This window comes from Bradyrhizobium sp. B117 (genome assembly GCF_038969555.1).
Lineage (GTDB): Bacteria > Pseudomonadota > Alphaproteobacteria > Rhizobiales > Xanthobacteraceae > Bradyrhizobium.
The window spans coordinates 7,701,995-7,724,261 of sequence record NZ_CP152414.1; the positions used below are offsets into that span (position 1 = coordinate 7,701,995).

Consider the following 22,267-nt stretch of genomic DNA (forward strand, 5'->3'; position numbering starts at 1 on the left):
TCGCGCTCCCCTTAAGGTGCCCCGGGCCCAGCTACGTCCAAGCGTCCTGCTTGGTCTCTTCGTCCCACTCCCCGCATGGAACGCAACCTCGCCCATCAGCTCGGCGGAGCCATGCTGTCAGGTGCGAAATCCGTCGGCAGGCCGTCGATGCTCTTCATGTTCTTCAGACGCCAGTATTTTCGCAAATTGTCGAGGCCCTGCGCCGTCCAATAGCGCACGAGGCTGCCGCGCTCCTGCTTGTAGTCGAACAGCGGCACGCCCATGCCGCACGAGGTCTGCACGAGGTCGACCGAGAGACGCACGATCTGGCGGGCGCCGGCAACTTCCTCGAACCCAGGAATGAGCTCGGCATATTCCGGCGTGCCGCGCATCAGCGATCGGCCCTGGCCATAGAGCCGCAGGATCATCGGAGGCCCCTCGAAGGCGCAAAACATGATGGTGAGCCGCTTGTCATCCGAGGCCATCAGATGCGCGCGGGTCTCGCTGCCGCTGCCGGTGCAATCGAGATAGGCGACGTCGGTCGCTCCAAGCACCCGGAACGAGGACAGGCCCTTGGGCGAGACGTTGATGCGTCCTTTCGGCGGGGCGCTGGCGACGAAGAAGATTTTTTGCCGCTCGATGAAAGCCCTTTGCTCCGGCTCGATCCCAGCGAATTGCTTGCCCATGCCCGGCCATCCTTTGCGCAGTGAAGAAGTCGAGACGAAAATAGCTCGTCGTAGGTACCGGTTTAAGAACACATGTTATCCTGGTATAAAGACCACCATGAAACGACAAGACCCTATCGCTCCGGCGCTCTCGCTCAGCGCGTTCCTGCGGGCGCTACGGGAGCGCCAGTCTCCGGCGGAATTCGGTCTCGCCACAGGACCACGACGGCGGACGCCGGGCCTGCGGCGCGAGGAGGTCGCCCAGCTCTGCGGATTGAGCGCCACTTGGTACACCTGGATCGAGCAGGGGCGCGATGTGTCGGTCTCCGCCTCGACACTCGCGCGCCTCGCCCGCGGATTGCGCCTGTCGCGCGCCGAACGCAGCTACCTGTTCGAAGTTGCCGGCAAGCGCGATCCCGAGCGACCGGACAGCAGGGATGATCCGCCCGAGGACGTGCTGGCCTGCGTCGATGCGATCGATGGTCCCGCCTACATCCTCGATCGCAGCTGGGGCGCGCGGCGCTGGAACGCGAAAGCCTCCCGCCTGTTCGCGGGCTGGCTCGATGCCGACGGCGAGAAGAACCTGCTGCGCTACATCTTCCTCAGGCCCGAGGCCCGGACTCTCATCCTCGACTGGACCTCGCGCGTGCATCGCGTCGTCGCAGAATTCCGCGCAGCAGTGACGGGCTACTCCGACGATCCGGAGATCCGCCGGCTCGTCGACGAACTGAGAATTGCAAGCTCCGACTTCGCACAATGCTGGGAGACCCAGGGCGTTTTGGCGCGCGAAGGCGGCGAACGTGCGTTCGATCATCCGACCATGGGGCTGCTGCACTATCAGCAGGTGTCGCTGTCGCTCGCGGGCTGGCCCGATTATCGGCTGACGATGCTGCTGGCTGCACCGGCTATGCGCGAGCGGTGACGGATCATCCGAACCCGCCGCTGGTGGAACGAGGAGGTGAAGCGGTCGCTCAATGTCACACGCCGTCCCGCGGGGAATAGCCGCGACGCGTCAGCTCTGGGCCAATCGGTGGCTGTCGCAGCAAGGGCGCTTCGATCACCCCCCGCGACCAAAATTCATTCGGGCAATCCCGCTTTCCGAAGGCCCTCAATCAACAGCTTCGCATGTGACTGCCCGCCCCGCGCGATCCACGTCGATATCGTGAAGGCGGGATCCGTTTCGAGAACACGCGCTGCCGCGTCACGGGCTTCGGTCTTGCGTCCGACATGAGCGAAAGCGGACGCAAGACAGCGGTAGGCCGACGAATAGGACGGGTTTTGACGCTGGGCTTTATTGCCCGCCGCGATGGCCTCGTCAAAGCGGCCAAGCTCGATCAACGCCATTCCTATCCCCGCGAGAATGACGTGTCGCGCCGGATCCAACGGGTTCATGCGCATGGCACGTTCAAAGCTCCGGATCGCCTCCTCGGGCCGGCCCGCAAATCGACAGACATGGCCCTTGCAGCTCAGCGTATGGAATGAATAGGGGTTGAGCGCGACCGCACGATTCGCCATCTCGATTTCATTCTCACTGACGCCATCCACGAATGACGAGATCACGGCAGCCCATGCCAACGTATTGGGGTCGTTGTCATCAACGCTCAGCGCCAAGCGAACAAGTCGAACCGCTTCCTTGCGCTCGAACAGAGGGTCGGCAGCAAAGCCCCAAGCGACTCTGATCAGGTAGCAGTCGGCCGCAAGTGCCGCAGCAAGGCCGAAGCGAGGATCGAGTTGCAAAGCATGACCTGCAAGCGTTATGGCTTCGAGTAGCCCCTCGCGGGTCATCGAGCGGAAGTGCTGGACGGCCCGGAGATAGAGATCATAGGCGGTCAGATTTTCCGATCTCTGCCGCGTTGCCAATACAATCCTCGCTTGAAACAATTTGGGCTGAATGGCCGAAACGACGGCGGCGGTTACCTCATCCTGGAGCGCGAAAACGTCCGTCAGATCACGCTCGAAACTGTCCGCCCAGATGTGCGCGCCCGTCACAGCGTCAACCAATTGGCTCGTGATGCGAACTTTCCCGAGCGCTTTGCGTACGGAGCCCTCAAGGACGTAGTGCACGCCGAGCCTGCGTCCGACTTCTTTGATATCGACAGCCTTCCCTTTGAAGGTGAAGCTCGAATTGCGTGCGATGACGAACAGCGATCTGAATCGTGAGAGCGCCGTGGTGATCTCCTCGACCATTCCGTCCGCGAAATACTCCTGCTCGGGATCGTCACTCATGTTCAGGAACGGCAATACGGCGATAGAAGGCTTGTCCGGGAGCGCGGGAGCGCCCGCGGACGCATCGCCCGCGTCTCGACCGTCGGCTTCTCGCGCCTCACGCACTTGTCCGACGAAACGGAATCCCTTGCGCGGCAACGTCCTGATCAGGCGCTGTTCCTCGCCGGAATCGCGGATTGCGCTTCGGGCGGCATTCAGCCGGGTTGTCAGTGCTGCATCCGAAACGCTGCGCCCATTCCAAATATGATTGATGAGGTCGTCCTTGCTGACGACGCGCTCCCTGTTGCGGATCAGATAGTCGAGCAGATCGAAAACCTGCGGCGTGACGGCAACGACGTCTTCCCCGCGATGCAGCTCGCGCCGGTCGGTGTCGAACACGTACTCCTCAAAGAGATAGCGCAAGATGCGAATCCCGTCGGATGAGAACGCCCATGATCGGGGAACGCCTGGGCTTCGCCGGACCCCGCAAGATTAAGCTAGCGGTGAGGAAAATGTAAGCGGCCGGTCAAGAGTGCCTGCCGATCTTACGGCACTCTCCTGCAGGTGGAAAAACCCTCTCCTGGGAGAGATCGCGATGACCGCAGAGCCCGGCACCACGTGGCTGGAACGGACATCCGTATCGAGCCGGCATGTCTTCAGCTTCATCTGGAGATGTTGGAACGCCCTTCAGGAACGCCGCCAACGGCGAAAATTGACCGCCGCCTTGTCCGACCTGAGCGACGGAGAACTGATGGATATTGGCATGACGCGCGGCGAGATCGACTACGTCGCCTCGCACCGGGATACCGACCCGCGAGGCATCCGGTCCGGCGAATGGCTGCGACAGCTGCCGACGGTGGACGGCCAGATTGGACCTGCCAGCGTCTACGCCAGGTCATAGACGCCCGAGGGCGACTTCCGGCTTGTGCCCGGGTCGACGTCTACCATTCAGGCCGGGGCTACGCGACGAGCTGCCTTGCCGCCGCCGAGATCATCACCAGCCCGCCGGTGATCACGGCGACGTCGAGGATCGCGGCGTGGATGTGCACCGGCATCCGCTCGACGAAGGCCTTTGCCAGGAACGCGCCGGGGATCGCGATGCCGCCGATCAGCAGCGCGAAGGCGAGCACCTGCGCCGTCACGGCGCCGGCGAGGCCGAACACGGCGATCTTGATGAGGCCGGTGCCGAGCGAGATCATCGCGTCGGTCGCGATCACGGCGGCGCCTTCGAGGCCGGCGGCCATCAGGAGCGAGAGCAGGATCACGCCCGAGCCGGACGTGCCGCCGACCAGCACGCCGTAGCCGACCGACCCTGCGGCAAGGCCGGTGTCGCCGATCCTGACCTCGCGGCGGCGAAGCACGCGGCGCAGCGGCACGCTCAGCATCAACATGGCGCCGATCACGATCGCAGCGCCGGCATTGGTGAGGCGCGTATAGCCATAGGCGCCGAGCGCGGTCGTCAGCGCGGCGCAGGCGAGCACGATCAGCGCGCGGCGGCGATCGGCATGGCGGACATAGGCAACAGCGCGGCTCGCATTGGTCAGCATCGCGGAGATCGCGATGATCGGCACCACGGGCTCGGCGCCGACCAGCGGCACCAGCACCAGCGGCATCAGGGCGCCGGTGCCGTAGCCGGCGAGACCACCGATGATCGAAGCAAACAACGCCATCAACGCGACCAGCAAGAGCTGTGGGATCGAGATGTCAGCGAAGCCTGAGACGATGGTCAATTTTTCTCATCGCGGCTGACGCGTGCCGCAGCTTGATCGGCGATGGAAGCGAGTACGGCCTCCTCTAGTGGAAAATCGGCCGCAAGCCAAGCGTCCTCGGCGAGTGTCAACACATGTCCGACTTCACATTTTCTCAAGCAGGCGGCCGCCGGATGGAGCAGAGCGATCGGTCGCTCCGAGTGCGTCAAAACCGGAAGTTCATCCCCATACGAACGATGTCGTAAGCGTTGCTGAACTTGACATTGACGAAGCCATTGCCGGTCGCCGGGCTCTGCACTGTCAGCTTCACGTTCTGGTGGCCGAGGTCGATGTGCAGGTATTCGGCCTTGATCGTGACGTTCGGGAGCACCGCATATTCAAGGCCGCCACCGGCTGTCCAGCCGACCGAGGTCTGTGACGAGGAGCCGGCGAAGCAGGTCGTGAAGCCGGGACAGATAATCTTTGTGACGAATCCGGCGTCGACGGTCCCGCCCAACGGACCAATGATCGAGATGGCAGCCTGTCCCTTCGTTCCACCATAGGCGAGGCCGCCTGTGCCGAAAGCGAGGAAGCGGTCGCTCAACAAGTAGCCGATCCGGCCGCGCAGGGTGCCGAACCAGTCAAGTTGATGGGAAGAGGCGGCCGAGAGAGGAGTGCCGCCGGTCGAGGGTTCCTCGAAAAGCGCGCGGCCTTTCACATTTGCGTATTGCAGATCGGCCTCGAAACCAGTGACCCAACTGCGATCAATCTGCCAGTTGTAGCCGAACTGCCCACCGCCCGTGAAGCCAGACCCGCGCAGAGATTGCCGATAGGCCGGATGGTTCACGGCCGTTTCTTCGGTCGCCTGCAAAGAAGCTATCGCCAGCGTGTCGGTAAACACGGTGCCTGCGCCGATCAGCGGATCTGCAGCAACATCGCCGGTGTAAGCCGCGCTTTTGTCTTGCCAACCGTAGCCGGCATTCACGCCACCGTACCATCCGGTCCAGCTATAGAGAGGGGCCGGCTTGGCCTTCACCGGCAGGTCGGCAGCCGATGCTGACGACAGCATCATGCCTGAAGCGACAACAGCGGCCACGATCAATCTTCTCATGTTTAGAAATTCCCATCAGATCCGTCGTTCGGAAAGACTACCGAGCCGCGCTTGGGTCGTCTTGTCCGCGAAGGTGCTGGGCTTGATCGAAACGGTACGGAGCCAGGATCGCTGGCGAATGTGATTTCGGCGCAACGGTCGGTAGCCGAAGTCTTGATCTATCCGGCACTGAACTTGACCTGAGATGCACGGCGGTCCGCTTTTGCATCACATCGGTGGACAGGGGGATGGATGCCTTTCACGCGGCCTCATGATACCAATGGAACCGGCGCGCGAGGATCATGGACGGATATGCCAAAGGTAGAATTTTCATCGGACCAGCTTCCATCCCACTTGAATGACAAGGCCCGATTCCGCCTGTGGCACGAGATATGGATGGAACAACTCGGCAAGGCCGACATGAAGCACGCCGAGGACAAGCCATTCTATACCGCGTCGAAGAATGTCCTTCTTGGCGAATTGAGCGTCGGCCGGTTTGCCACGACGACGGGACACTACGTGCGCACGCGCAAGCACGTGGCCAATGATCGCGACGACATTTTTGTCGGTTTTTATCGCAGCCCCCAGCCGCAATTATGGACTGTGGGAAACCAGGAGCTTGAGCTGAAGCCGGGAAGCGTCGTCGCCTACAACATCGCCCAACCGGTCTCGAGCTTTACGAACGGCCTCACGGCGTGGAATTTGGCATCCATACCTCGTGCGCAAATTCTGAAACTTGTTCCGCATGCCGATCATCGTTCGGCAATGTTGCTCGACCCAGCGAATCCCGCGGTACGGCATCTCGAGCGCACCATCAATTTTCTCCTCGAAGCCGATGAAGTCCACGAAGACCCGGAGTTGACGCGGCGCGCCAAGGCCATGCTCGGAGACTTGATCGTGTTGGCGCTCGGCGCGCGCGGGGAAGTCGCGGAGATCGCGGCGGAACGCGGCTTGCGCGCCGCGCGGCAGCGCGAACTGATTGCAATCATTGAGAAGCGCTTCGCCGAGCCGTCTCTGTCGATCACGACCATCGCGGATGCTCTTAATCTGTCGCGCCGCTATGTGAGCGATTTGCTGCTCGAAAGCGGCGCCACATTCTCCGAGCGCGTACTTGAATTGCGCTTGCAGAAGGCGCGGGCAATGCTGTCGGACGTTCGCTACGACCACACGAAGGTGAGTGACATCGCCTTTGCCTGCGGCTTCAATGAAGTGACTTACTTCAATCGCCGCTTCCGCGATCACTTCGGCTGCTCACCGACGCAATATCGAATGGGAACGAACCACAGCGATCCATGATTGGGTTTGCAGTCGGGTATCACTGCGCCGGTTTCGCCAAGCTGACAAACAACGCCATCAACCCGACCAGCAATAGCCGAAGGATCGAGATGTCCGCGAAGCCTGAGACGATGGTCACGATGTCCCGTCGCGGCTGACGCGCGCCGCAGCTTGATCGGCGATGGCAGCGAGCGCGGCTTCCTCCAGGGGAAAATCCGCCGCAAGCCAAGCGTCCTCGGCGAGCGTCAGCACATGTCCGAGCGCGGGCCCTTCGGCAAGACCACGCGCGATGAAATCGGCTGCCTTCAGCGGAAATTTCGGCGCGGTCCAGCGCTGCGGCAGCTCGGCGAGCGCACGCCAGCGCGACGAGCCGGTATCGCCGCCGTCCCGCGCCCAGGCCAGGAGCACGCGATCGAGATAGCGCTCCGCGCCGAGCCGGTAGAGCAGCCGCCGCGCATTGGCCTCGTCCTTGTTGGCGAAGCGCCACCAGCGATGCCCCATCGAATCCAGCGCCTTTGCTTCGGCATTGGAGAGCCGCAGGCGCGTGGCGACGCGCTTGGCATCCTCGGTCACGGCAACCGTCAGCGCGGCGAGGCGCCGCGTGCTGCTGGCGGGAAGAGCGAGCTCGCGCTCGAGCGCGATCATCGCCGACAGCGGGCCGGTATAGGCGACGCCGCCGATCAGCGCCTCGGACAAGCCGCCCTCGGTCATCGCCAGCGCGGCGGCGGATGCGCCCGATGCCACCAGCAGCTTCAGCATCTCCATGCGCACGCGCTCGGCCGACAGGCTGGCCAGCCCTGCGCGTCCGCGGATGCAGGCGAGATAGCCGTCGCGGTCGGGCTCGCCGGCGCCGAAGGCGGCGTGGATGCGGAAGAAGCGCAGGATGCGCAAGAAATCCTCGGCGATGCGCTGGTCGGGATCGCCGATGAAGCGCACACGCCGCGCTTTGGTATCGGCGATGCCGCCGACATGGTCGTACACGACACCGCTCGCATCGACCGACAGGCCGTTCATGGTGAAGTCGCGCCGCTCGGCGTCCTTCACCCAGTCGCGGCCGAACGCGACCTTGGCCTTGCGGCCGAAGGTCTCGGTGTCCTCGCGCAGCGTCGTGACCTCGTAAGGGTGCCCGTCGATGACAAGGGTGACGGTGCCGTGGTCGACGCCGGTCGGCACGCTCTTGATGCCGGCGGCCTTGGCGCGGCGGATCACCTCGTCCGGGAGCGCCGTGGTTGCGATGTCGATGTCGCCGGGCACGAGACCGAGCAGCGCGTTGCGCACGGCGCCGCCGACCACGCGCGCCTCCTCGCCATCGGCGTTGAGCAGCTTCAGGACGCGCGCGGTGCCACCTGAGGTCAGCCAGGGCGCTTGCGCAAGTAACGGCTCCTCGCTCATCGGCCCGCTCCTATCGTTCCACGCCCGGCACGAGCTTGCCGTTCTCGATATGGGCGGGCGTGTAGGTCGAATCCGGCGCCGCGCCGGAGAAATGCGCGAGCCCGACCAGGCCCGCGATCACCAGCACCAGTGCCGCCAGGACGAGGCGCGCGACCACCGTGACCGGCCAGGACGATTGCACGAACAGGCCGGAGCGGGTGGCGGCCAGGAACAGCGCATAGACGGCAAAGGGGATGAGGAAGATTCCGATCTCGGTCAGAACCGTCCGGATCATGATGAATAGATCCGCTCATACAGCACACGCAGCATTCCGGCCGTCGCACCCCAGATGTAGCGTTCCGCGAACGGCATCGCGTAATAGAACCGCTCCATGCCGCGGAATTCCTTGCTGTGCACCTGGTGGTTCGCCGGATCCATCAGGAAGGATAGCGGCACCTCGAAGGCGTCATCAACCTCGGAATGGTTGATGGTGAGTTCGAAGCCGGGCCGCACTTTGGCGACCGTCGGCAGGATGCGGAAGCCGAAGGCGGTGCCGTAGAGATCGAGATAACCGATCGGCTCGACGAAGTCCCTGGACAGCCCGACCTCCTCCTCGGCCTCGCGCAGCGCCGCATCGAGCGGTGAGGAATCGATCGCGTCGATCTTGCCGCCGGGAAAGGCGATCTGGCCGGCATGGTCGTTGAGATGGGCCGAGCGCTGCGTCAGCAAAATGGTCGGCTCGGGACGGTCCACCACCGCGATCAGGACCGCTGCGGGGCGCACCGGCTGCTCGCGGGCGATGATCTCCAGCATCTTGTCGGTGCCGGGATCGCCCGAGGCGGGAATGATGTTGGGATCGTAGAGGCCGGGCGGCACGTCGAAGCCGAGCCTTGCCCGCGAGCGGGCGAAGAAATCCGCCGCGCCGATCGCGACGGGCTCACCTCTGGGGATAGGCTTGTTCAAAGCGCGGCCCTCACCTGCTCCGCGTCGGCCATGGCGAAGAACTCGCCGGCCGACTCGACGCCGAACATCGGCTGGCCATCGACCATCCGCTCCTCGCCCATGTCAACCAGATCGTAATAGAGCGCACGGGTGACCTTGGCCCAGAGATCGGCGCGGACATGCAAGTAAGGCGTCAACCCGCCGTCCTTGGCCTGCTCGAAGCGCAGCCGGTGCGCGGCATCGCATGTCACCCAATCTTCGACATTGGTGCGGAAGCTCAGCACGCGATGGTTGTCCTCTCCGCTCTTCAGCATCTCGACCGCCATGAACGGCGCGTCGTCGACACGGATGCCGACCTTCTCCACCGGCGTGACCAGGAAATGCTTGTCGCCCTCGCGCTTGAGGATGGTCGAGAACAGGCGGACCAGCGCGTGACGGCCGATTGGCGTCCCCATGTAGAACCAAGTACCATCGGAAGCGATTCGAATGTCGAGATCGCCGCAAAACGGCGGATTCCACAGATGCACCGGCGGCAGGCCCTTTTTGGCGCCTGCGGCACTAGCAGCACTTTTGGCGGCGGCAGTCAGCCCCTCAAGACCGCGATCGGCGCTCTGCCCTTGGTTCGCCATGGTTTGCCCTGACTTTGTCACTTGGCACGAATGTCGTTTGGCACGATTGGTGCAGGTCTACGTTGTAGTCCGGCGCTCGGTTCCACCCCGGATTAGTCCGGTGTGGAGGTCGCCACTTCGTGATGCGGTACATAACCCGAAGCCGATAAGGTGGGGATAGGTTAATTCAACGAATACATGGCCTTCCTGCAAGTCTAGCATAGGGCCCATGATCCAGCCGACGTGCTGATGTGACGACGCAAGCAAGCCGAATGGCCGGCTGAAGGAGCGAGCGAATGGCGGAGAGTGTCGAGAAACTCGAGGACGGGATCGTCCGTTCGGCCGAGCAGGTGTCGAGCCAGATTCGCGCGGCGAAGGAGGCGATCGGCTCCGTCATCTTCGGCCAGGATCGCGTCGTCGAGAACACGCTGGTGACGATCCTCTCCGGCGGCCATGCGCTCCTGATCGGCGTGCCGGGCCTTGCCAAGACCAAGCTGGTCGAGACGCTCGGCGTCACGCTCGGTCTCGATGCCAAGCGCATCCAGTTCACGCCCGACCTGATGCCGTCGGACATTCTCGGCGCCGAGGTGCTGGACGAGAGCACCGCCGGCAGGCGCGCCTTCCGCTTCATTGCCGGTCCGGTGTTCGCCCAGCTCCTGATGGCCGACGAGATCAACCGCGCGAGCCCCCGCACGCAGTCGGCGCTGCTGCAGGCGATGCAGGAGCAGCACATCACGGTGGCCGGCGCGCGCCACGACCTGCCAAAACCCTTCCACGTGCTCGCGACGCAAAACCCGCTGGAGCAGGAAGGCACCTATCCGCTGCCGGAAGCTCAGCTCGACCGCTTCCTGATGGAGATCGACGTCGACTATCCCGATCGCGACGCCGAGCGCCGCATCCTGTTCGAGACGACAGGCGCGGAAGAGACGCTGGCGAAGGGCTCGATGAGCGCGGATGCGCTGATCACCGCGCAGCGGCTGGTGCGCCGCCTGCCGGTCGGCGATTCCGTGGTGGAGGCGATCCTGTCGCTGGTGCGCTCGGCCCGTCCCGGCGCCGAGAGTGGCGAAGCCGGCAAGTTCATCGCCTGGGGCCCCGGCCCGCGCGCCAGCCAATCCCTGATGCTCGCCGTGCGCGCCCGCGCGCTGATCGACGGCCGTCTCGCGCCTTCGGTCGACGACGTGCTCGACCTCGCCGAGCCCGTGCTGAAGCACCGCATGGCCTTGACGTTCCAGGCGCGCGCCGAAGGACGCACGATTCCGGACGTGATCAGGCAACTCAAGACACGGATCGGTTGATGGCAGCAGAGACGGGGCACACAGCAAAGGAGATCATCGCGATCCGACGTGCCGATGGCGAAAGCCGCACGCTCGCCGCTTCGCTGCCGCGCCTGGTGCTGGAAGCCCGCCGCATCGCCGCCAACGTCATCCACGGCCTGCATGGCCGCCGCCGCGCCGGCTCCGGCGAGAATTTCTGGCAATACCGCCGCTTCGTCTCCGGCGAGCCGGCGCAGAACGTCGACTGGCGGCGTTCGGCGCGTGACGACCATCTCTATGTCCGCGAGCTCGAATGGGAAGCCTCGCACACGGTCTGGATCTGGCCCGACCGCTCGCCCTCGATGGCGTTCGCCTCGAAGACCGCGCGCGAATCCAAGCTCGAGCGCACGCTGATCGTCGCCTTCGCGCTGGCCGAGCTGCTGGTGTCGGGGGGCGAGCGCGTCGGCATTCCCGGCTTGATGGCGCCGACCGCAAGCCGCAGCGTGATCGACAAGATGGCGCAGGCGATGCTGCATGACGATGCCGACCGCCTCAGCCTGCCGCCGTCCTTCGTGCCGGCGGCGCTGGCCGAGATCATCGTGCTGTCGGATTTCTGGTCGCCGATCTCCGAGATCAAGACCACGCTCGCAGGCCTCTCCGGCTCCGGCGCGCATGGCACCATGGTGCAGGTCGTCGATCCCGCCGAGGAGTCGTTCCCCTATTCCGGCCGCATCGAGTTCGTCGAGCCTGAAGGCTTCGGCGTGATCACCGCCGGCCGCGCCGAGAGCTGGGCGCAGGATTACACCGCGCGCCTCGCGCTGCACCGCGACCAGATCCGCGCCGAGACCAGCAAGCTCGACTGGCTGTTCACGACCCATGCGACCGACCGCTCCGCGGCCGAGCTGTTACTGTTCCTGCATGCCGGCATGCAGGTGAGCAAGTCGGGCGTCCGCACCACCACCATCAAGGCAGGGCCGGCCGCATGATGGGACTGCCGCTCGCCTTCACCGAACCGCTGCTCCTGATCGGCCTCGCCAGCCTGCCGGTGCTGTGGTGGCTCCTGCGCGTGATGCCGCCGCGGCCGCGCCGCGTCGAGTTTCCGCCGACGCGCCTGTTGTTCGACATCGCACCGCGCGAAGAGACGCCGTCGCGGACGCCGTGGTGGCTGACCGCGCTGCGGCTCCTGGCTGCGGCGCTCGTCATCTTCGCCGCCGCCGGCCCGATCTGGAATCCGCAGACCGGGCTTGCCGGCAGCAAGGCGCCGCTGATGATCATGTTCGACGACGGCTGGAGCGCGGCCTCGAGCTGGGACATCCGGATCAGGGCCGCCGACGAGCTGATCGCCAATGCCGACAACGACCGCCGCGCCATTGCGCTGGTGCCGCTCTCGGAGCCGAACCGCGACATCACCCTGATGCCGGCGGGCGCGGCGCGCGTCGCGCTGCGCCAGCTCGCGCCAAAGCCCTATTCGATCGACCGCGTCGAAACCCTGACCGCGATCGACCGTTTCCTGAAGGCGACCGGCGACTGCGAGATCGCCTGGCTGTCGGACGGCGTCGACACAGGCCGCGGCGAGGAATTCGTGACGGGCCTCGGCAAGACCATCGGCGATCGCAGCCTGACCATCTTCGAAGGTGGCACCTCCGCCCCGCTGGCGCTGGTCGCGGCCGAGAACGCCGCGGCGAAGATGACGGTGAAGGTGCTGCGCACCGACAGCGGCATTGCGGTCGGCACCGTGCGCGCCCTGGACCAGAAGGCCTCGCCGATCGGCGAAGCGCGCTTCTCGTTCGGCCCGCAGGACAAGGAGACCGACGCCGCGTTCGACCTGCCGGTCGAGCTGCGCAACGACATCACCCGGCTCGAGATCTCGGGCGAGCGCTCCGCCGGCGCGGTGCAGCTGCTCGACAAGCGCTGGCGCCGCCGCGCCATCGGCATCGTCTCGGGCTCGACCAGCGAGACCGCGCAGCCGCTGCTGGCGCCGACCTTCTATCTCACCCGCGCGCTGGCGCCGTTCGCCGACGTGCGTCTCGCCGACAAGGGCTCGCCGCAGCAGGGCATCACGCAGTTCCTCGACCAGAAGCTGCCGATGATCATCCTCGCCGATGTCGGCACCATCGCCCCTGAGCTGCGCGAGCGCCTCAATGCCTGGATCGACGGAGGCGGCGTGCTGGTGCGGTTCGCAGGTCCCCGCTTGGCGCAGGCCGAGGACGATCTCGTGCCGGTCAAGCTGCGCAAGGGCGGCCGCACGCTCGGCGGCAGCCTGACCTGGGAGAAGCCGCAGCATCTCGCCTCCTTCGCCGCCGAAGGCCCGTTCGCCGGCGTCGTCGTGCCGAAGGATGTCACCGTGAGCCGGCAGGTGCTGGCCGAGCCTGACGCCGTGCTCGCCACCAAGAGCTGGGCCTCGCTGGAAGACGGCACGCCGCTCGTCACCGGCGAGCATCGCGGCAAGGGCCTCGTCAGCCTGTTCCACGTCAGCGCCGACATGCGCTGGTCCGATCTGCCGATGTCGGGCACCTTCGTCGAAATGCTGAGGCGCGTCGTCGACATGTCCGGCTACACCACCAAGCCCGGCGCCGGCGTTGCCAGTGAGGCCACCACCGAGACGGTGGCGCCGCTTCACATCCTCGACGGTTTTGGCGCCTTCGGCCCGCCGCCGGCGACCGCGAAGCCGCTGCCGGCTGACTATCGCGACCGCGCCACACCCGATCATCCGCCCGGCTTCTATGGTCCGGCAGAAGGACCGCTCGCCGTGAACACGCTTGCTAGCGCCGACCGCATCGCCGCCCTGAACACCGCGAGCCTGCGCGCCCGGCACGCCACCTACACCAATGCCGAGCCGCGCGACTTGCGCGGCTGGCTGCTGTCGACGGCGCTGGCGCTGTTCCTGATCGACGCCATCATCGTCGCGGTGCTCGGCGGCGGCCTCGCCGCCCTGCTGCGCCGCCGCGCCGCGACCGCAACGATCGTGCTTGGCCTCGTGCTCGCGGGCCTCGCATCGCTCTCGCCGACGCCGTCGCGCGCCGATAGCGCGTCCGACGATTTCGCGATGAAGGCGACTTCGCAGACCCGCCTCGCCTATGTCGTCACCGGCAATGCCGACGTCGACTCCATCGTCAAGGCCGGCATGTCCGGACTGACGCTGTTCCTGGCGCAGCGCACGGCGCTCGAGGCCGGCGATCCCGTCGGCGTCGATCCCGCGCGCGACGAGCTCGCCTTCTTCCCGCTGATCTACTGGCCGATCGTGCCCGGCGCGCCCAAGCCGCCGCAGGACGCCATCAACAAGATCGACGCCTACATGAAGCAGGGCGGCACCGTGCTGTTCGACACCCGCGACGCCATCGAGGCCGCGCCCGGTGACAGCGGCGCATCGCAGACCCCGGCGATGCGGACGCTGCGCGAGATCCTGTCGTCGCTCGACGTCCCCGAGCTCGAGCCGGTGCCGCGCGAGCACGTGCTGACCAAGACCTTCTACCTGCTGCGCGACTTCCCCGGCCGCTTCAGCACCGGCCAGACCTGGGTCGAGACCCTGCCGCGCGAAGAGGATGACGAGAGCGCGCAGCGGCCGGCGCGCGGCGGTGACGGCGTCTCGCCAATCATCATCACCTCGAACGATCTCGCCGGGGCCTGGGCGGTGCGGCCCGACGGCCAGGCCATGCTGCCCGTGGTCGGGGGCGACCCCCGCCAGCGCGAATTCGCCTACCGCGCCGGCGCCAACATCGTCATGTACACCCTGACCGGCAACTACAAGGCCGACCAGGTGCACGCACCGGCCCTGATCGAACGATTGGGGCAATAGGATCGATATGAATTACGGCATCGCCTTCACGCCGCTTGTTCCCACGATCGTGCTGTGGATCGCGCTCGCTGCGATCGTTGTCATCGCGCTTCTGCTGCTGGTGGCGCGTGCGCGCGGCGCGGCCGTGCGCGTCGCGGCGCTGGCGCTGTTCCTGCTGGCGCTCGCCAATCCTTCCTTCACCCGCGAGGACCGCGATCCCCTCACCTCGGTCGCGGCCATCGTCGTCGACAAGAGCCCGAGCCAGAATTTCGGCAACCGCAATCGCGAAGCAGCCCAGGCGCAAGAGGCGCTGGTCGACGGCCTGAAGAAGATCAAGGGACTCGAGGTCCGCGTCGTCGACGCCGGACAGGCCGACGGCGAGACCGACGGCACGCGGCTGTTCGGCGCCCTCGCCTCGGCCCTGTCGGACGTGCCGGTCGACCGTGTCGCCGGTGCGTTCCTGATCACCGATGGCCGCGTCCACGACATTCCGGCCAATGCCGCCGCGCTCGGCTTCCAGGCGCCGGTGCACGCGCTGATCACTGGGCAGAAGGACGAGCGCGACCGTCGCATTGCGATCACGGCGGCGCCCCGCTTCGGCATCGTCGGCCAGAGCCAGACCATCACCTACCGCCTCGACGACCAGGGCGTCTCCGGCGAGCGCGCCAAGGTCACGGTTCGCCGCGACGGCGAAACCATCAACGAGCGCACGCTCTCGAGCGGCCAGACCGCCAGCGTCGACGTCGACATCAAGCATGCCGGCCCGAACATCGTCGAGATCGAGGCATCGCCGCTCGAGAGGGAACTCACGCCGGTGAACAACCGCGCCGTCGTCGCCATCGACGGCGTGCGCGACAAGCTGCGCGTGCTCTTGGTCTCGGGCGAGCCGCATTCCGGCGAGCGCACCTGGCGCAATTTGCTCAAGTCCGACGCCAGCGTCGACCTCGTGCACTTCACAATTCTAAGGCCGCCGGAGAAGCAGGACGGCACGCCGATCAACGAATTGTCGCTGATCGCGTTTCCGACCCGCGAGCTGTTCCAGCAGAAGATCAACGAATTCCAGCTGATCATCTTCGACCGCTACGCCCGCCAGGGCGTGCTGCCGATCGCCTATTTCGACAACATCGCGCGCTATGTGCGCAGCGGCGGCGCGGTGCTGGTCTCAGCCGGTCCGGACTACGCCTCCAACACCAGCATCTGGCGCACGCCGCTGGATTCGGTGCTGCCGGCCGAGCCCGTCGGCGTGACCGAGAAGCCGTTCTATGCGCATCTCTCCGACATCGGCAAACGCCATCCCGTCACGCGCGGGCTGGAAGGCTCGGCCAGCGAGCCGCCGCATTGGAGCCGGTTCTTCCGCACCGTCGACACCCGCAACGCCGTCAACCCGCCTGTCATGACGGGCGTCGACGGCAAGCCGCTGTTGTTCCTGTCGCGCTTCGGCGAGGGCCGCGTCGCGCTGCTGCTCTCCGACCATATCTGGCTGTGGGCGCGCGGCTATGAAGGCGGCGGCCCGCATCTCGATCTGCTCAGGCGGATGTCGCACTGGCTGATGAAGCAGCCCGATCTCGACGAAGAAGCGCTGCGCCTCCAGGTGCAGGGCAAGGATCTCATCGTGGTGCGCCAGACCATGGCGGACAGCGTCCCCCCTGTCAGCGTGACCTCGCCGTCGGGCGTGTCGCGCGACCTGACGCTGAGCGCCGGCGATCCCGGCGAGTGGCGCGCCAGCCTGCCGGCCAATGAGCTCGGCCTGTGGCAGGCGACCGACGGCACGCTGAAGGCGCTGATCAATGTCGGCCCGACCAATCCGAAGGAGTTTTCGGAAGTCACCTCGACCACCGAGACGTTGAAGCCGCTGACGCAAGCGACCGGCGGCAATGCCGTGCGCGTCGTCGACGGCAACAGCGTCGAGCTGCCGCGCATCGTGCCGTCGCGCTCGGCGAGCGTCTTCGCCGGCGACGGCTGGATGGGCGTGCGGATGCGCGACGCCAGCGTCGTGAAGGGTGTCGGCGTGCTGCCGATCTTCGCCGGCCTGATCGGCCTGTTGCTGCTGCTCGGCGCGTTTGCGGCGACCTGGGTCCGCGAGGGGCGGTGATTTCCTAACGTTTGATTGGATCCCGCCTAGCGCCGCGACGCCGGTGCGTTCCCTCCCTCCTTGTGGGGGAGGGCTAGGGAGAGGGGTGGCCCAGCAAATGGTGACGGTTGTTGGCGATGCATCCCGTGTGGGTGCGACGGAAAGAGTCCCCGTGTGGTACCCCTCTCCCTGCCCCTCCCCCGCAAGGGGGGAGGGAACGGAGAGAGCAACGCTGTTGGCCCAACTCGATTCGAGCTCATCTCATCCCGCTTGAGTTGCCCGAACGACACATCGGATCTGCGGCCTGCGTGCGCGGCTCCGCTCACCGTTGACATCCGCTCACCGATCAGGCGATGTTACATTATAACATCGCGACCGCCCGAAATCGTCGGCTCGCGATGCGGGGTGGCGTCTGCAGATGAAGTGGTTCCGGTCGAATATCAGGCACGGCGCCCGGCTCGCGTTGTTCGCGATGCTGGTGCAGCTCGGGCTCACCTTCGGCCACAGCCACTGGTTTGCGCAGGCCGCGCCGCTTGCGGCGACCTCGCTCCGCCAGACCGACAGCGGCAAGGCTGCCGCTTCGAGCGACCGCGCCGCGGTCCAGAAGCAATCGCCTGGAAGCCCCGACCGCGAGCCGCCGGGCGAGGACAATTGCGCGATCTGCGCCGTGGTCGCGATGGCGGGCACCGTCGTGTTCGCGACGCCGCCCCTGTTGCAACTGCCGCAGGCGACCGAGCTGCTCTACCGCACCTTGGACGCCGAATTCATCCATCTGGAATCGGCCCGCACGGCGTTCCAGCCGCGCGCCCCTCCCGCGTCCTGACTTCCAACATCGCTTGATCACGCCCGGGCTCGCCGCGTCACCAGCGCGGACGATCGCTCCGGGAGCCGTTGAAGTCGAATTCCGTCGCGCCGCGACGGCAGGCCGCCTCCGATCAGCACACAATCACACGGACGGCGCCTGACTGGAATCAGGACCATGTCATTTGAATTGCGACCCGCGCAGCGCCTCGGCGGAGCGAGCCTGCTCCTGCTCGGTGCCGCCGCCACCCCGGCGTTGGCTCAGGACAAGCCGGTGGCCACCGAGCTTCCGTCCGTCACCGTGACGGCCCCTAGCCCCATCGTGCGCAGAGCGGTGGTACCGTCCCGCACCCCCGGCCGCGCCACACGGACCGCGCGGGTGCGAAGCCGCGAACGCACGGCCGAAGCCGTGCCGGCGGCGCCGCAAACCGCCGCGCCCCAGCAGGGCGTGCTGCCCATCGTGACCAACCAGTTCGCCACCGTCACCGTGGTGCCGAACGAGGAGATCCGCCGCGAGGGCGGCGGCCAGCTCGGCGATCTCCTGTTCTCGAAGCCAGGCATCACCGGCTCGAGCTTCGCGCCGGGCGCCTCCAGCCGGCCGGTCATCCGGGGGCTCGACGTCAACCGGGTCGGCATCGTCGAGAACGGCACCAATGGAGGCGGCGCCTCCGATCTCGGCGAGGACCACTTCGTCCCGATCGATCCGCTCGCGACCAACCAGGTCGAGGTGGTGCGCGGGCCGGCCGCGCTGCGCTACGGCTCGACCTCGATCGGCGGCGTCGTCAGCGCCACCAACAACCGGATTCCGGATGCGCTGCCCTCCTGCGCTCCTTCGTTCCAGACCTACGGCCTGCCGATCAAGGCGCCGCTCGCGACCGCCGAGACCTCGCCCTGCGTCACCGCCGAGACCCGCACCGCCTTCAGCTCGGTCGATCGCGGCGTCGAAAGCGGCGTGCTGCTGGACACCGGCGGCGGCAATTTTGCCTTCCATGCCGATGCCTACGGGCGCAACACCACGGACTACGGCATTCCGAGCTATCCCTACCTGACCGACCAGACGCGCACCATTACCAACGGCCGCCAGCCTAACTCGGCGACACGGTCGGACGGCGCCTCGATCGGCGGCTCCTACTTCTTCCAGGGCGGCTATATCGGCGCGGCGATCACGCAGAACGACTCGCTCTACTACATCCCCGGTATCGACGGCGCCGACCACAACACGCGGATCGACGGTCACCAGACCAAGATCAACGTCAAGGGCGAGTACCGGCCCGATGCCGCCGCGATCGACACCATCCGCTTCTGGGCTGGCGCCACGGATTATCGACACAACGAGATCGGCCTTGCCGACCCCGCCGATCCCAACACCGACGGTGTGCGGCAGACCTTCACCAACAAGGAGCAGGAGATCCGCACCGAGGTGCAGTTGATGCCGTTCAACGCGCGCTTCGCCGAAGTGACGACGGCGCTGGGCTTCCAGGTCGGTCATCAGGAGCTGACGGCACCGAGCCCCGACAATCCCGGCACGCTGTTCAACGGCCTGTGGGACCCCAACAACAACACCCGCGTTGCTGCTTACGCCTTCAACGAGTTCAAGTTCACGGACGCGACGCGGGCCCAGATCGCCGGCCGCATCGAGCACGTCGAGCTGCACGGCACCACGCCGAATTTCCCGGCCGACTACCTGCCCGACGGCACACCGCAGGTGCCGATCGCGCGCAATCCCTCCTACACGCCGAAGAGCGGCAGCATCGGCCTGTTGCAGGACCTGCCGGGCGGCATGGTCGGCAGCATCACCGCGCAATATGTCGAGCGCGCGCCGAAGCCGGCCGAGTTGTTCTCGCGCGGCGCCCATGACGCGACGGCGACCTTCGACATCGGCAATCCGAACCTAAAGATCGAGACCGCGAAGTCGGTCGAGGTCGGCGTGCGCAAGGCGACGGGGCCGCTCCGCTTCGAAGCGACCGTCTACTACACGCAATTCGACAATTTCATTTTTCGCCGCCTCACCGGCGTGATGTGCGACGACGACTTTGCCTCGTGCGGCACGCCCGGCGCCGAGCTGAACCAGGCGGTGTATTCGCAACGCAATGCCAATTTCCGCGGCGGCGAATTCCAGTCGCAGCTCGATGTCGGCGCGTTCCAGGGCGGCATCTGGGGCATCGAGAACCAGCTCGACGTGGTCCGCGCCACCTTCACCGACGGCACAAACGTGCCACGCATTCCGCCCTTGCGGATGGGCGGCGGTGTGTTCTGGCGCGACGACAACTGGCTGATGCGCGTCAACCTGTTGCACGCCTTCGCGCAGGACAACGTCGCCGCGGTCGCGGAGACGCCGACGCCGGGCTACAACCTGCTGAGGGCCGAGGTGAGCTACAAGACCAAGCTCGCCCCCAACTGGTTCGGCGCGCGCGAGATGATGGCAGGCATCACCGGCAACAATCTCCTCAACCAGAGCATCCGCAACTCGGTGTCCTACACCAAGGACCAGGTGTTGATGCCCGGCATCGGTGTGCGGGCGTTCGCGAACTTCAAGTTCTGAAGCATGATCCGGAAAATCGCGCAGCGGTCTTCCGGATAGATCATGCGCAAACAACAAGCTGAAGCGCGATGATGATTCATCCTGATCTCGCGGACCTTGTCGTCCTTGCGCTTCTTTCGCAAACCTCGTGCGACGTCCGCTCACCGCTCCGGTCGGTCAGCCGCCATTTGGCTTACACGTGAAGATCATTGTCGTGACCGGAGCGCTACGTCACCGAAGAGGCTCGACCTTGGCGGCCATGTCGGGCGCGCGACTCACCCGATAGCTCGCGTTGCTGCATCTGAGCACCCAGACACCATGATCGGGCCGTGAGCGCCTGACGTCCTTGGTCGCGCTGAGCGCCTTGTCGCAGACAAATCCCTGGGAGCGGATTTGCGTCGCGAGCATGCCCTGCACTGTCTCCCCGGCGGTCTGCCCTACTGCTCCACCGGGAGCCAAGCCGGCGATTAGTGCAAGGGCCGAGAGGCATGTCGAAGGACGAGGTTTCATGAGCTTCTCCCACCGCGACATCGAGCGAATTTTGCTCGCGACATCCTCGGCCTGCGTCCAGTCGTTGAACTCCATCATTCTCCGGCAAGAAGAAAACGGGCTTGATATGGATCAACAGATCAAAAATGGCGGATCGCAAACGGAGATATGTCTCCGCTCGGCGGAACATTGCCACATGAGAACAACGAGGTGTCAGCTTCCGTAAAATCCCGGATCGCGTGTCGGTCCCGCCGGTATGATAGCGCTGCACTGTTCGTCTGCTACCTCTGATTGCCGAGTATTCCCGTTCATAGGGATGGCGATAGTCTGCCAGGTCGCCCGGGTCATATGATCAGCCCCGTATCAGGCGCTCCCATTGAGCGAAGCTCGTGGTTCGGGAGGGGTCATCATGCGAATGACGGCGCGAGGCGCGCCGGCAGCATGTTCTGCGCCCGTCGATATTGATCTAAATCAACCTCTTTCACGCGATGCCGTGGCCCTCTTCCCAGGACGTGATTTGATTGCAGGAGAATTCATATGTTCTCAAATGCATCGTACGTCCTCATTCTTGCTGTTGCCGCTCTCGCAATGACGGACACCGCACCTGCGGGAACGGCAGCTCCCGGTCATGCTTCACCGCAGAAAACGATCGGCACGACCAGACCCAAGGTGCCAGCCCTCGATGCCCCTTGGACCGCACGCGGGTTTGTGTTGCGACAGGATCTGTTCGATCGCGCCGCTCCCAACAATCTCAGGTCGGATTGGCCGGCCCCTCCGGCGCAGCCGGGACAGTTTTAGAGATGGAGAGCTAGATCTAAGCGGTCCTTTGCTCGCTTGGATTGCTGGCAAGCCATTCGTTGCTGCCATCTCCGATCGCGTCCACGAACTGAAGGTCGAAACGCTGACTATTCAATCGGCGACATGCTGATCCAGTTCGACAACGGCACAATCTGGCAACGCGACATCTCTCCGTTCCCGCCTCCGCTGGGGCGACGACGATAGAGATCGACCCGCACCGCTAACCCCGCGCCTTGCTCCAGTCCGGCACGACCGTCCCCGACACGCCTTCGAACGCACCTTCAACCAGCTCGTACACCAGGACGCGGGCGGCATCGACCGGGCCCGGCATGATGACGCGGCCCTTGGGGACCTGCTTGAAGCCGACGCGGCTGTAATAGGCCTCGTCGCCGACCAGCAGCACGATGGCGTGGCCCTTCTCCCTCGCATCCTTCAGCGCACGCTCCATCAACTGACGGCCGATGCCGCGGTCGCGGAACGGCGGCTCGACGGTGAGCGGCCCAAGCATCAGCGCCTTGGTCTCGCCGATCAGGATCGGCAATTGCCTGACCGAGCCGACCAGCAGCGTGCCAATGCGCGCAGTGAAGGAGACGTCGAGCAGATGGTCGACATGCTCGCGGATGCGGTAGGCGCTGAGCACGAAGCGGCCGGGGCCGAAGGTGCGCTCGTGCAGACGCTCGATCGCCTGGGCGTCGCCGGCAGCTTCGGGAAGGATGGTGAGCGAGAGATCGGTCAT

Annotated in this window: 19 protein-coding genes; 9 read left to right on the top strand and 10 right to left on the bottom strand. The window is 65.5% G+C overall.

Annotated elements, in window-relative coordinates:
- Positions 1-95: 95 nt before the first annotated feature.
- Complete coding sequence (locus AAFG16_RS37340; RefSeq protein WP_342733406.1) at positions 96-665, bottom strand: pyridoxamine 5'-phosphate oxidase family protein; 570 nt, start codon at positions 663-665, stop codon at positions 96-98.
- Between the two features lie 97 nt (positions 666-762).
- Between AAFG16_RS37340 and AAFG16_RS37345 the strand changes: the two genes are divergently transcribed.
- The gene (locus tag AAFG16_RS37345; protein WP_342733408.1) at positions 763-1,566 is read left to right on the top strand and encodes a helix-turn-helix transcriptional regulator; all 804 of its coding nucleotides are present in this window, start codon (positions 763-765) and stop codon (positions 1,564-1,566) included.
- Between the two features lie 155 nt (positions 1,567-1,721).
- On the opposite strand, the gene AAFG16_RS37350 is transcribed toward AAFG16_RS37345, so the two are convergent.
- On the bottom strand, positions 1,722-3,272 hold the full coding sequence (locus AAFG16_RS37350; RefSeq protein ID WP_342733410.1) for a winged helix-turn-helix domain-containing tetratricopeptide repeat protein: 1,551 nt from the start codon (positions 3,270-3,272) through the stop codon (positions 1,722-1,724).
- 172 nt (positions 3,273-3,444) lie between these two features.
- On the opposite strand from AAFG16_RS37350, the gene AAFG16_RS37355 reads away from it, so the two are divergent.
- Positions 3,445-3,750 (top strand): DUF1127 domain-containing protein, encoded by a 306-nt coding sequence (locus AAFG16_RS37355; RefSeq protein ID WP_342733412.1) that lies wholly within the window; start codon positions 3,445-3,447, stop codon positions 3,748-3,750.
- A gap of 58 nt (positions 3,751-3,808) precedes the next feature.
- Here the strand turns inward: AAFG16_RS37355 and AAFG16_RS37360 are convergent, their stop codons facing one another.
- Positions 3,809-4,579: a sulfite exporter TauE/SafE family protein gene (locus AAFG16_RS37360; protein ID WP_342733414.1), complete on the bottom strand. Its 771-nt coding sequence runs from the start codon at positions 4,577-4,579 to the stop codon at positions 3,809-3,811.
- Positions 4,580-4,763: 184 nt separating this feature from the next.
- Positions 4,764-5,648, bottom strand: a complete 885-nt coding sequence (locus AAFG16_RS37365; protein WP_342733416.1) for an outer membrane beta-barrel protein — start codon at positions 5,646-5,648, stop codon at positions 4,764-4,766.
- A gap of 375 nt (positions 5,649-6,023) precedes the next feature.
- Between AAFG16_RS37365 and AAFG16_RS37370 the strand changes: the two genes are divergently transcribed.
- On the top strand, positions 6,024-6,923 hold the full coding sequence (locus AAFG16_RS37370) for an AraC family transcriptional regulator (RefSeq protein ID WP_342733418.1): 900 nt from the start codon (positions 6,024-6,026) through the stop codon (positions 6,921-6,923).
- Between the two features lie 114 nt (positions 6,924-7,037).
- Here the strand turns inward: AAFG16_RS37370 and AAFG16_RS37375 are convergent, their stop codons facing one another.
- The 4 genes from AAFG16_RS37375 to AAFG16_RS37390 are packed head-to-tail and all read right to left on the bottom strand — an operon-like array spanning position 7,038 to position 9,844.
- Complete coding sequence (locus AAFG16_RS37375; RefSeq protein WP_342733420.1) at positions 7,038-8,294, bottom strand: CCA tRNA nucleotidyltransferase; 1,257 nt, start codon at positions 8,292-8,294, stop codon at positions 7,038-7,040.
- A gap of 10 nt (positions 8,295-8,304) precedes the next feature.
- On the bottom strand, positions 8,305-8,568 hold the full coding sequence (locus AAFG16_RS37380) for a DUF6111 family protein (protein ID WP_283081334.1): 264 nt from the start codon (positions 8,566-8,568) through the stop codon (positions 8,305-8,307).
- On the bottom strand, positions 8,565-9,236 hold the full coding sequence (locus AAFG16_RS37385; protein ID WP_283081335.1) for a CoA pyrophosphatase: 672 nt from the start codon (positions 9,234-9,236) through the stop codon (positions 8,565-8,567). Before AAFG16_RS37385 ends, AAFG16_RS37380 begins: the two co-directional genes overlap by 4 nt.
- Entirely contained in the window at positions 9,233-9,844 is a 612-nt protein-coding gene (locus AAFG16_RS37390) for a DUF1285 domain-containing protein (protein ID WP_342733423.1), read from the bottom strand. Before AAFG16_RS37390 ends, AAFG16_RS37385 begins: the two co-directional genes overlap by 4 nt.
- A 275-nt stretch (positions 9,845-10,119) precedes the next feature.
- Here AAFG16_RS37390 and AAFG16_RS37395 point away from each other — a divergent pair, with 275 nt between their 5' ends.
- The 6 genes from AAFG16_RS37395 to AAFG16_RS37420 all read left to right on the top strand — a co-directional run bounded on the left by AAFG16_RS37395 (position 10,120) and on the right by AAFG16_RS37420 (position 20,265).
- Complete coding sequence (locus tag AAFG16_RS37395) at positions 10,120-11,118, top strand: MoxR family ATPase (RefSeq protein ID WP_283081336.1); 999 nt, start codon at positions 10,120-10,122, stop codon at positions 11,116-11,118.
- Positions 11,118-12,062, top strand: coding sequence for a DUF58 domain-containing protein (locus AAFG16_RS37400; protein WP_342733426.1), 945 nt, complete (start codon positions 11,118-11,120; stop codon positions 12,060-12,062). The genes AAFG16_RS37395 and AAFG16_RS37400 overlap by 1 nt, the downstream gene beginning before the upstream one ends.
- Positions 12,059-14,872, top strand: coding sequence for a DUF4159 domain-containing protein (locus AAFG16_RS37405; RefSeq protein WP_342733428.1), 2,814 nt, complete (start codon positions 12,059-12,061; stop codon positions 14,870-14,872). Before AAFG16_RS37400 ends, AAFG16_RS37405 begins: the two co-directional genes overlap by 4 nt.
- Positions 14,873-14,879: 7 nt before the next feature.
- On the top strand, positions 14,880-16,943 hold the full coding sequence (locus tag AAFG16_RS37410) for a hypothetical protein (protein WP_342733430.1): 2,064 nt from the start codon (positions 14,880-14,882) through the stop codon (positions 16,941-16,943).
- Positions 16,944-17,340: 397 nt separating this feature from the next.
- A complete protein-coding gene (locus AAFG16_RS37415) occupies positions 17,341-17,745 on the top strand; it encodes a DUF2946 family protein (protein WP_342733432.1) in 405 nt (134 codons plus the stop codon).
- A gap of 156 nt (positions 17,746-17,901) precedes the next feature.
- Positions 17,902-20,265 carry a TonB-dependent receptor gene (locus AAFG16_RS37420; protein WP_342733434.1) on the top strand — a complete coding sequence of 788 codons (2,364 nt, stop codon included), beginning with the start codon at positions 17,902-17,904 and terminating at the stop codon, positions 20,263-20,265.
- A 210-nt stretch (positions 20,266-20,475) separates the two neighbouring features.
- Here the strand turns inward: AAFG16_RS37420 and AAFG16_RS37425 are convergent, their stop codons facing one another.
- Together AAFG16_RS37425 and AAFG16_RS37430 are read right to left on the bottom strand one after the other, a co-directional pair.
- Positions 20,476-20,829 carry a hypothetical protein gene (locus AAFG16_RS37425; protein WP_342733436.1) on the bottom strand — a complete coding sequence of 118 codons (354 nt, stop codon included), beginning with the start codon at positions 20,827-20,829 and terminating at the stop codon, positions 20,476-20,478.
- A gap of 922 nt (positions 20,830-21,751) precedes the next feature.
- Complete coding sequence (locus tag AAFG16_RS37430) at positions 21,752-22,267, bottom strand: N-acetyltransferase (RefSeq protein ID WP_342733438.1); 516 nt, start codon at positions 22,265-22,267, stop codon at positions 21,752-21,754.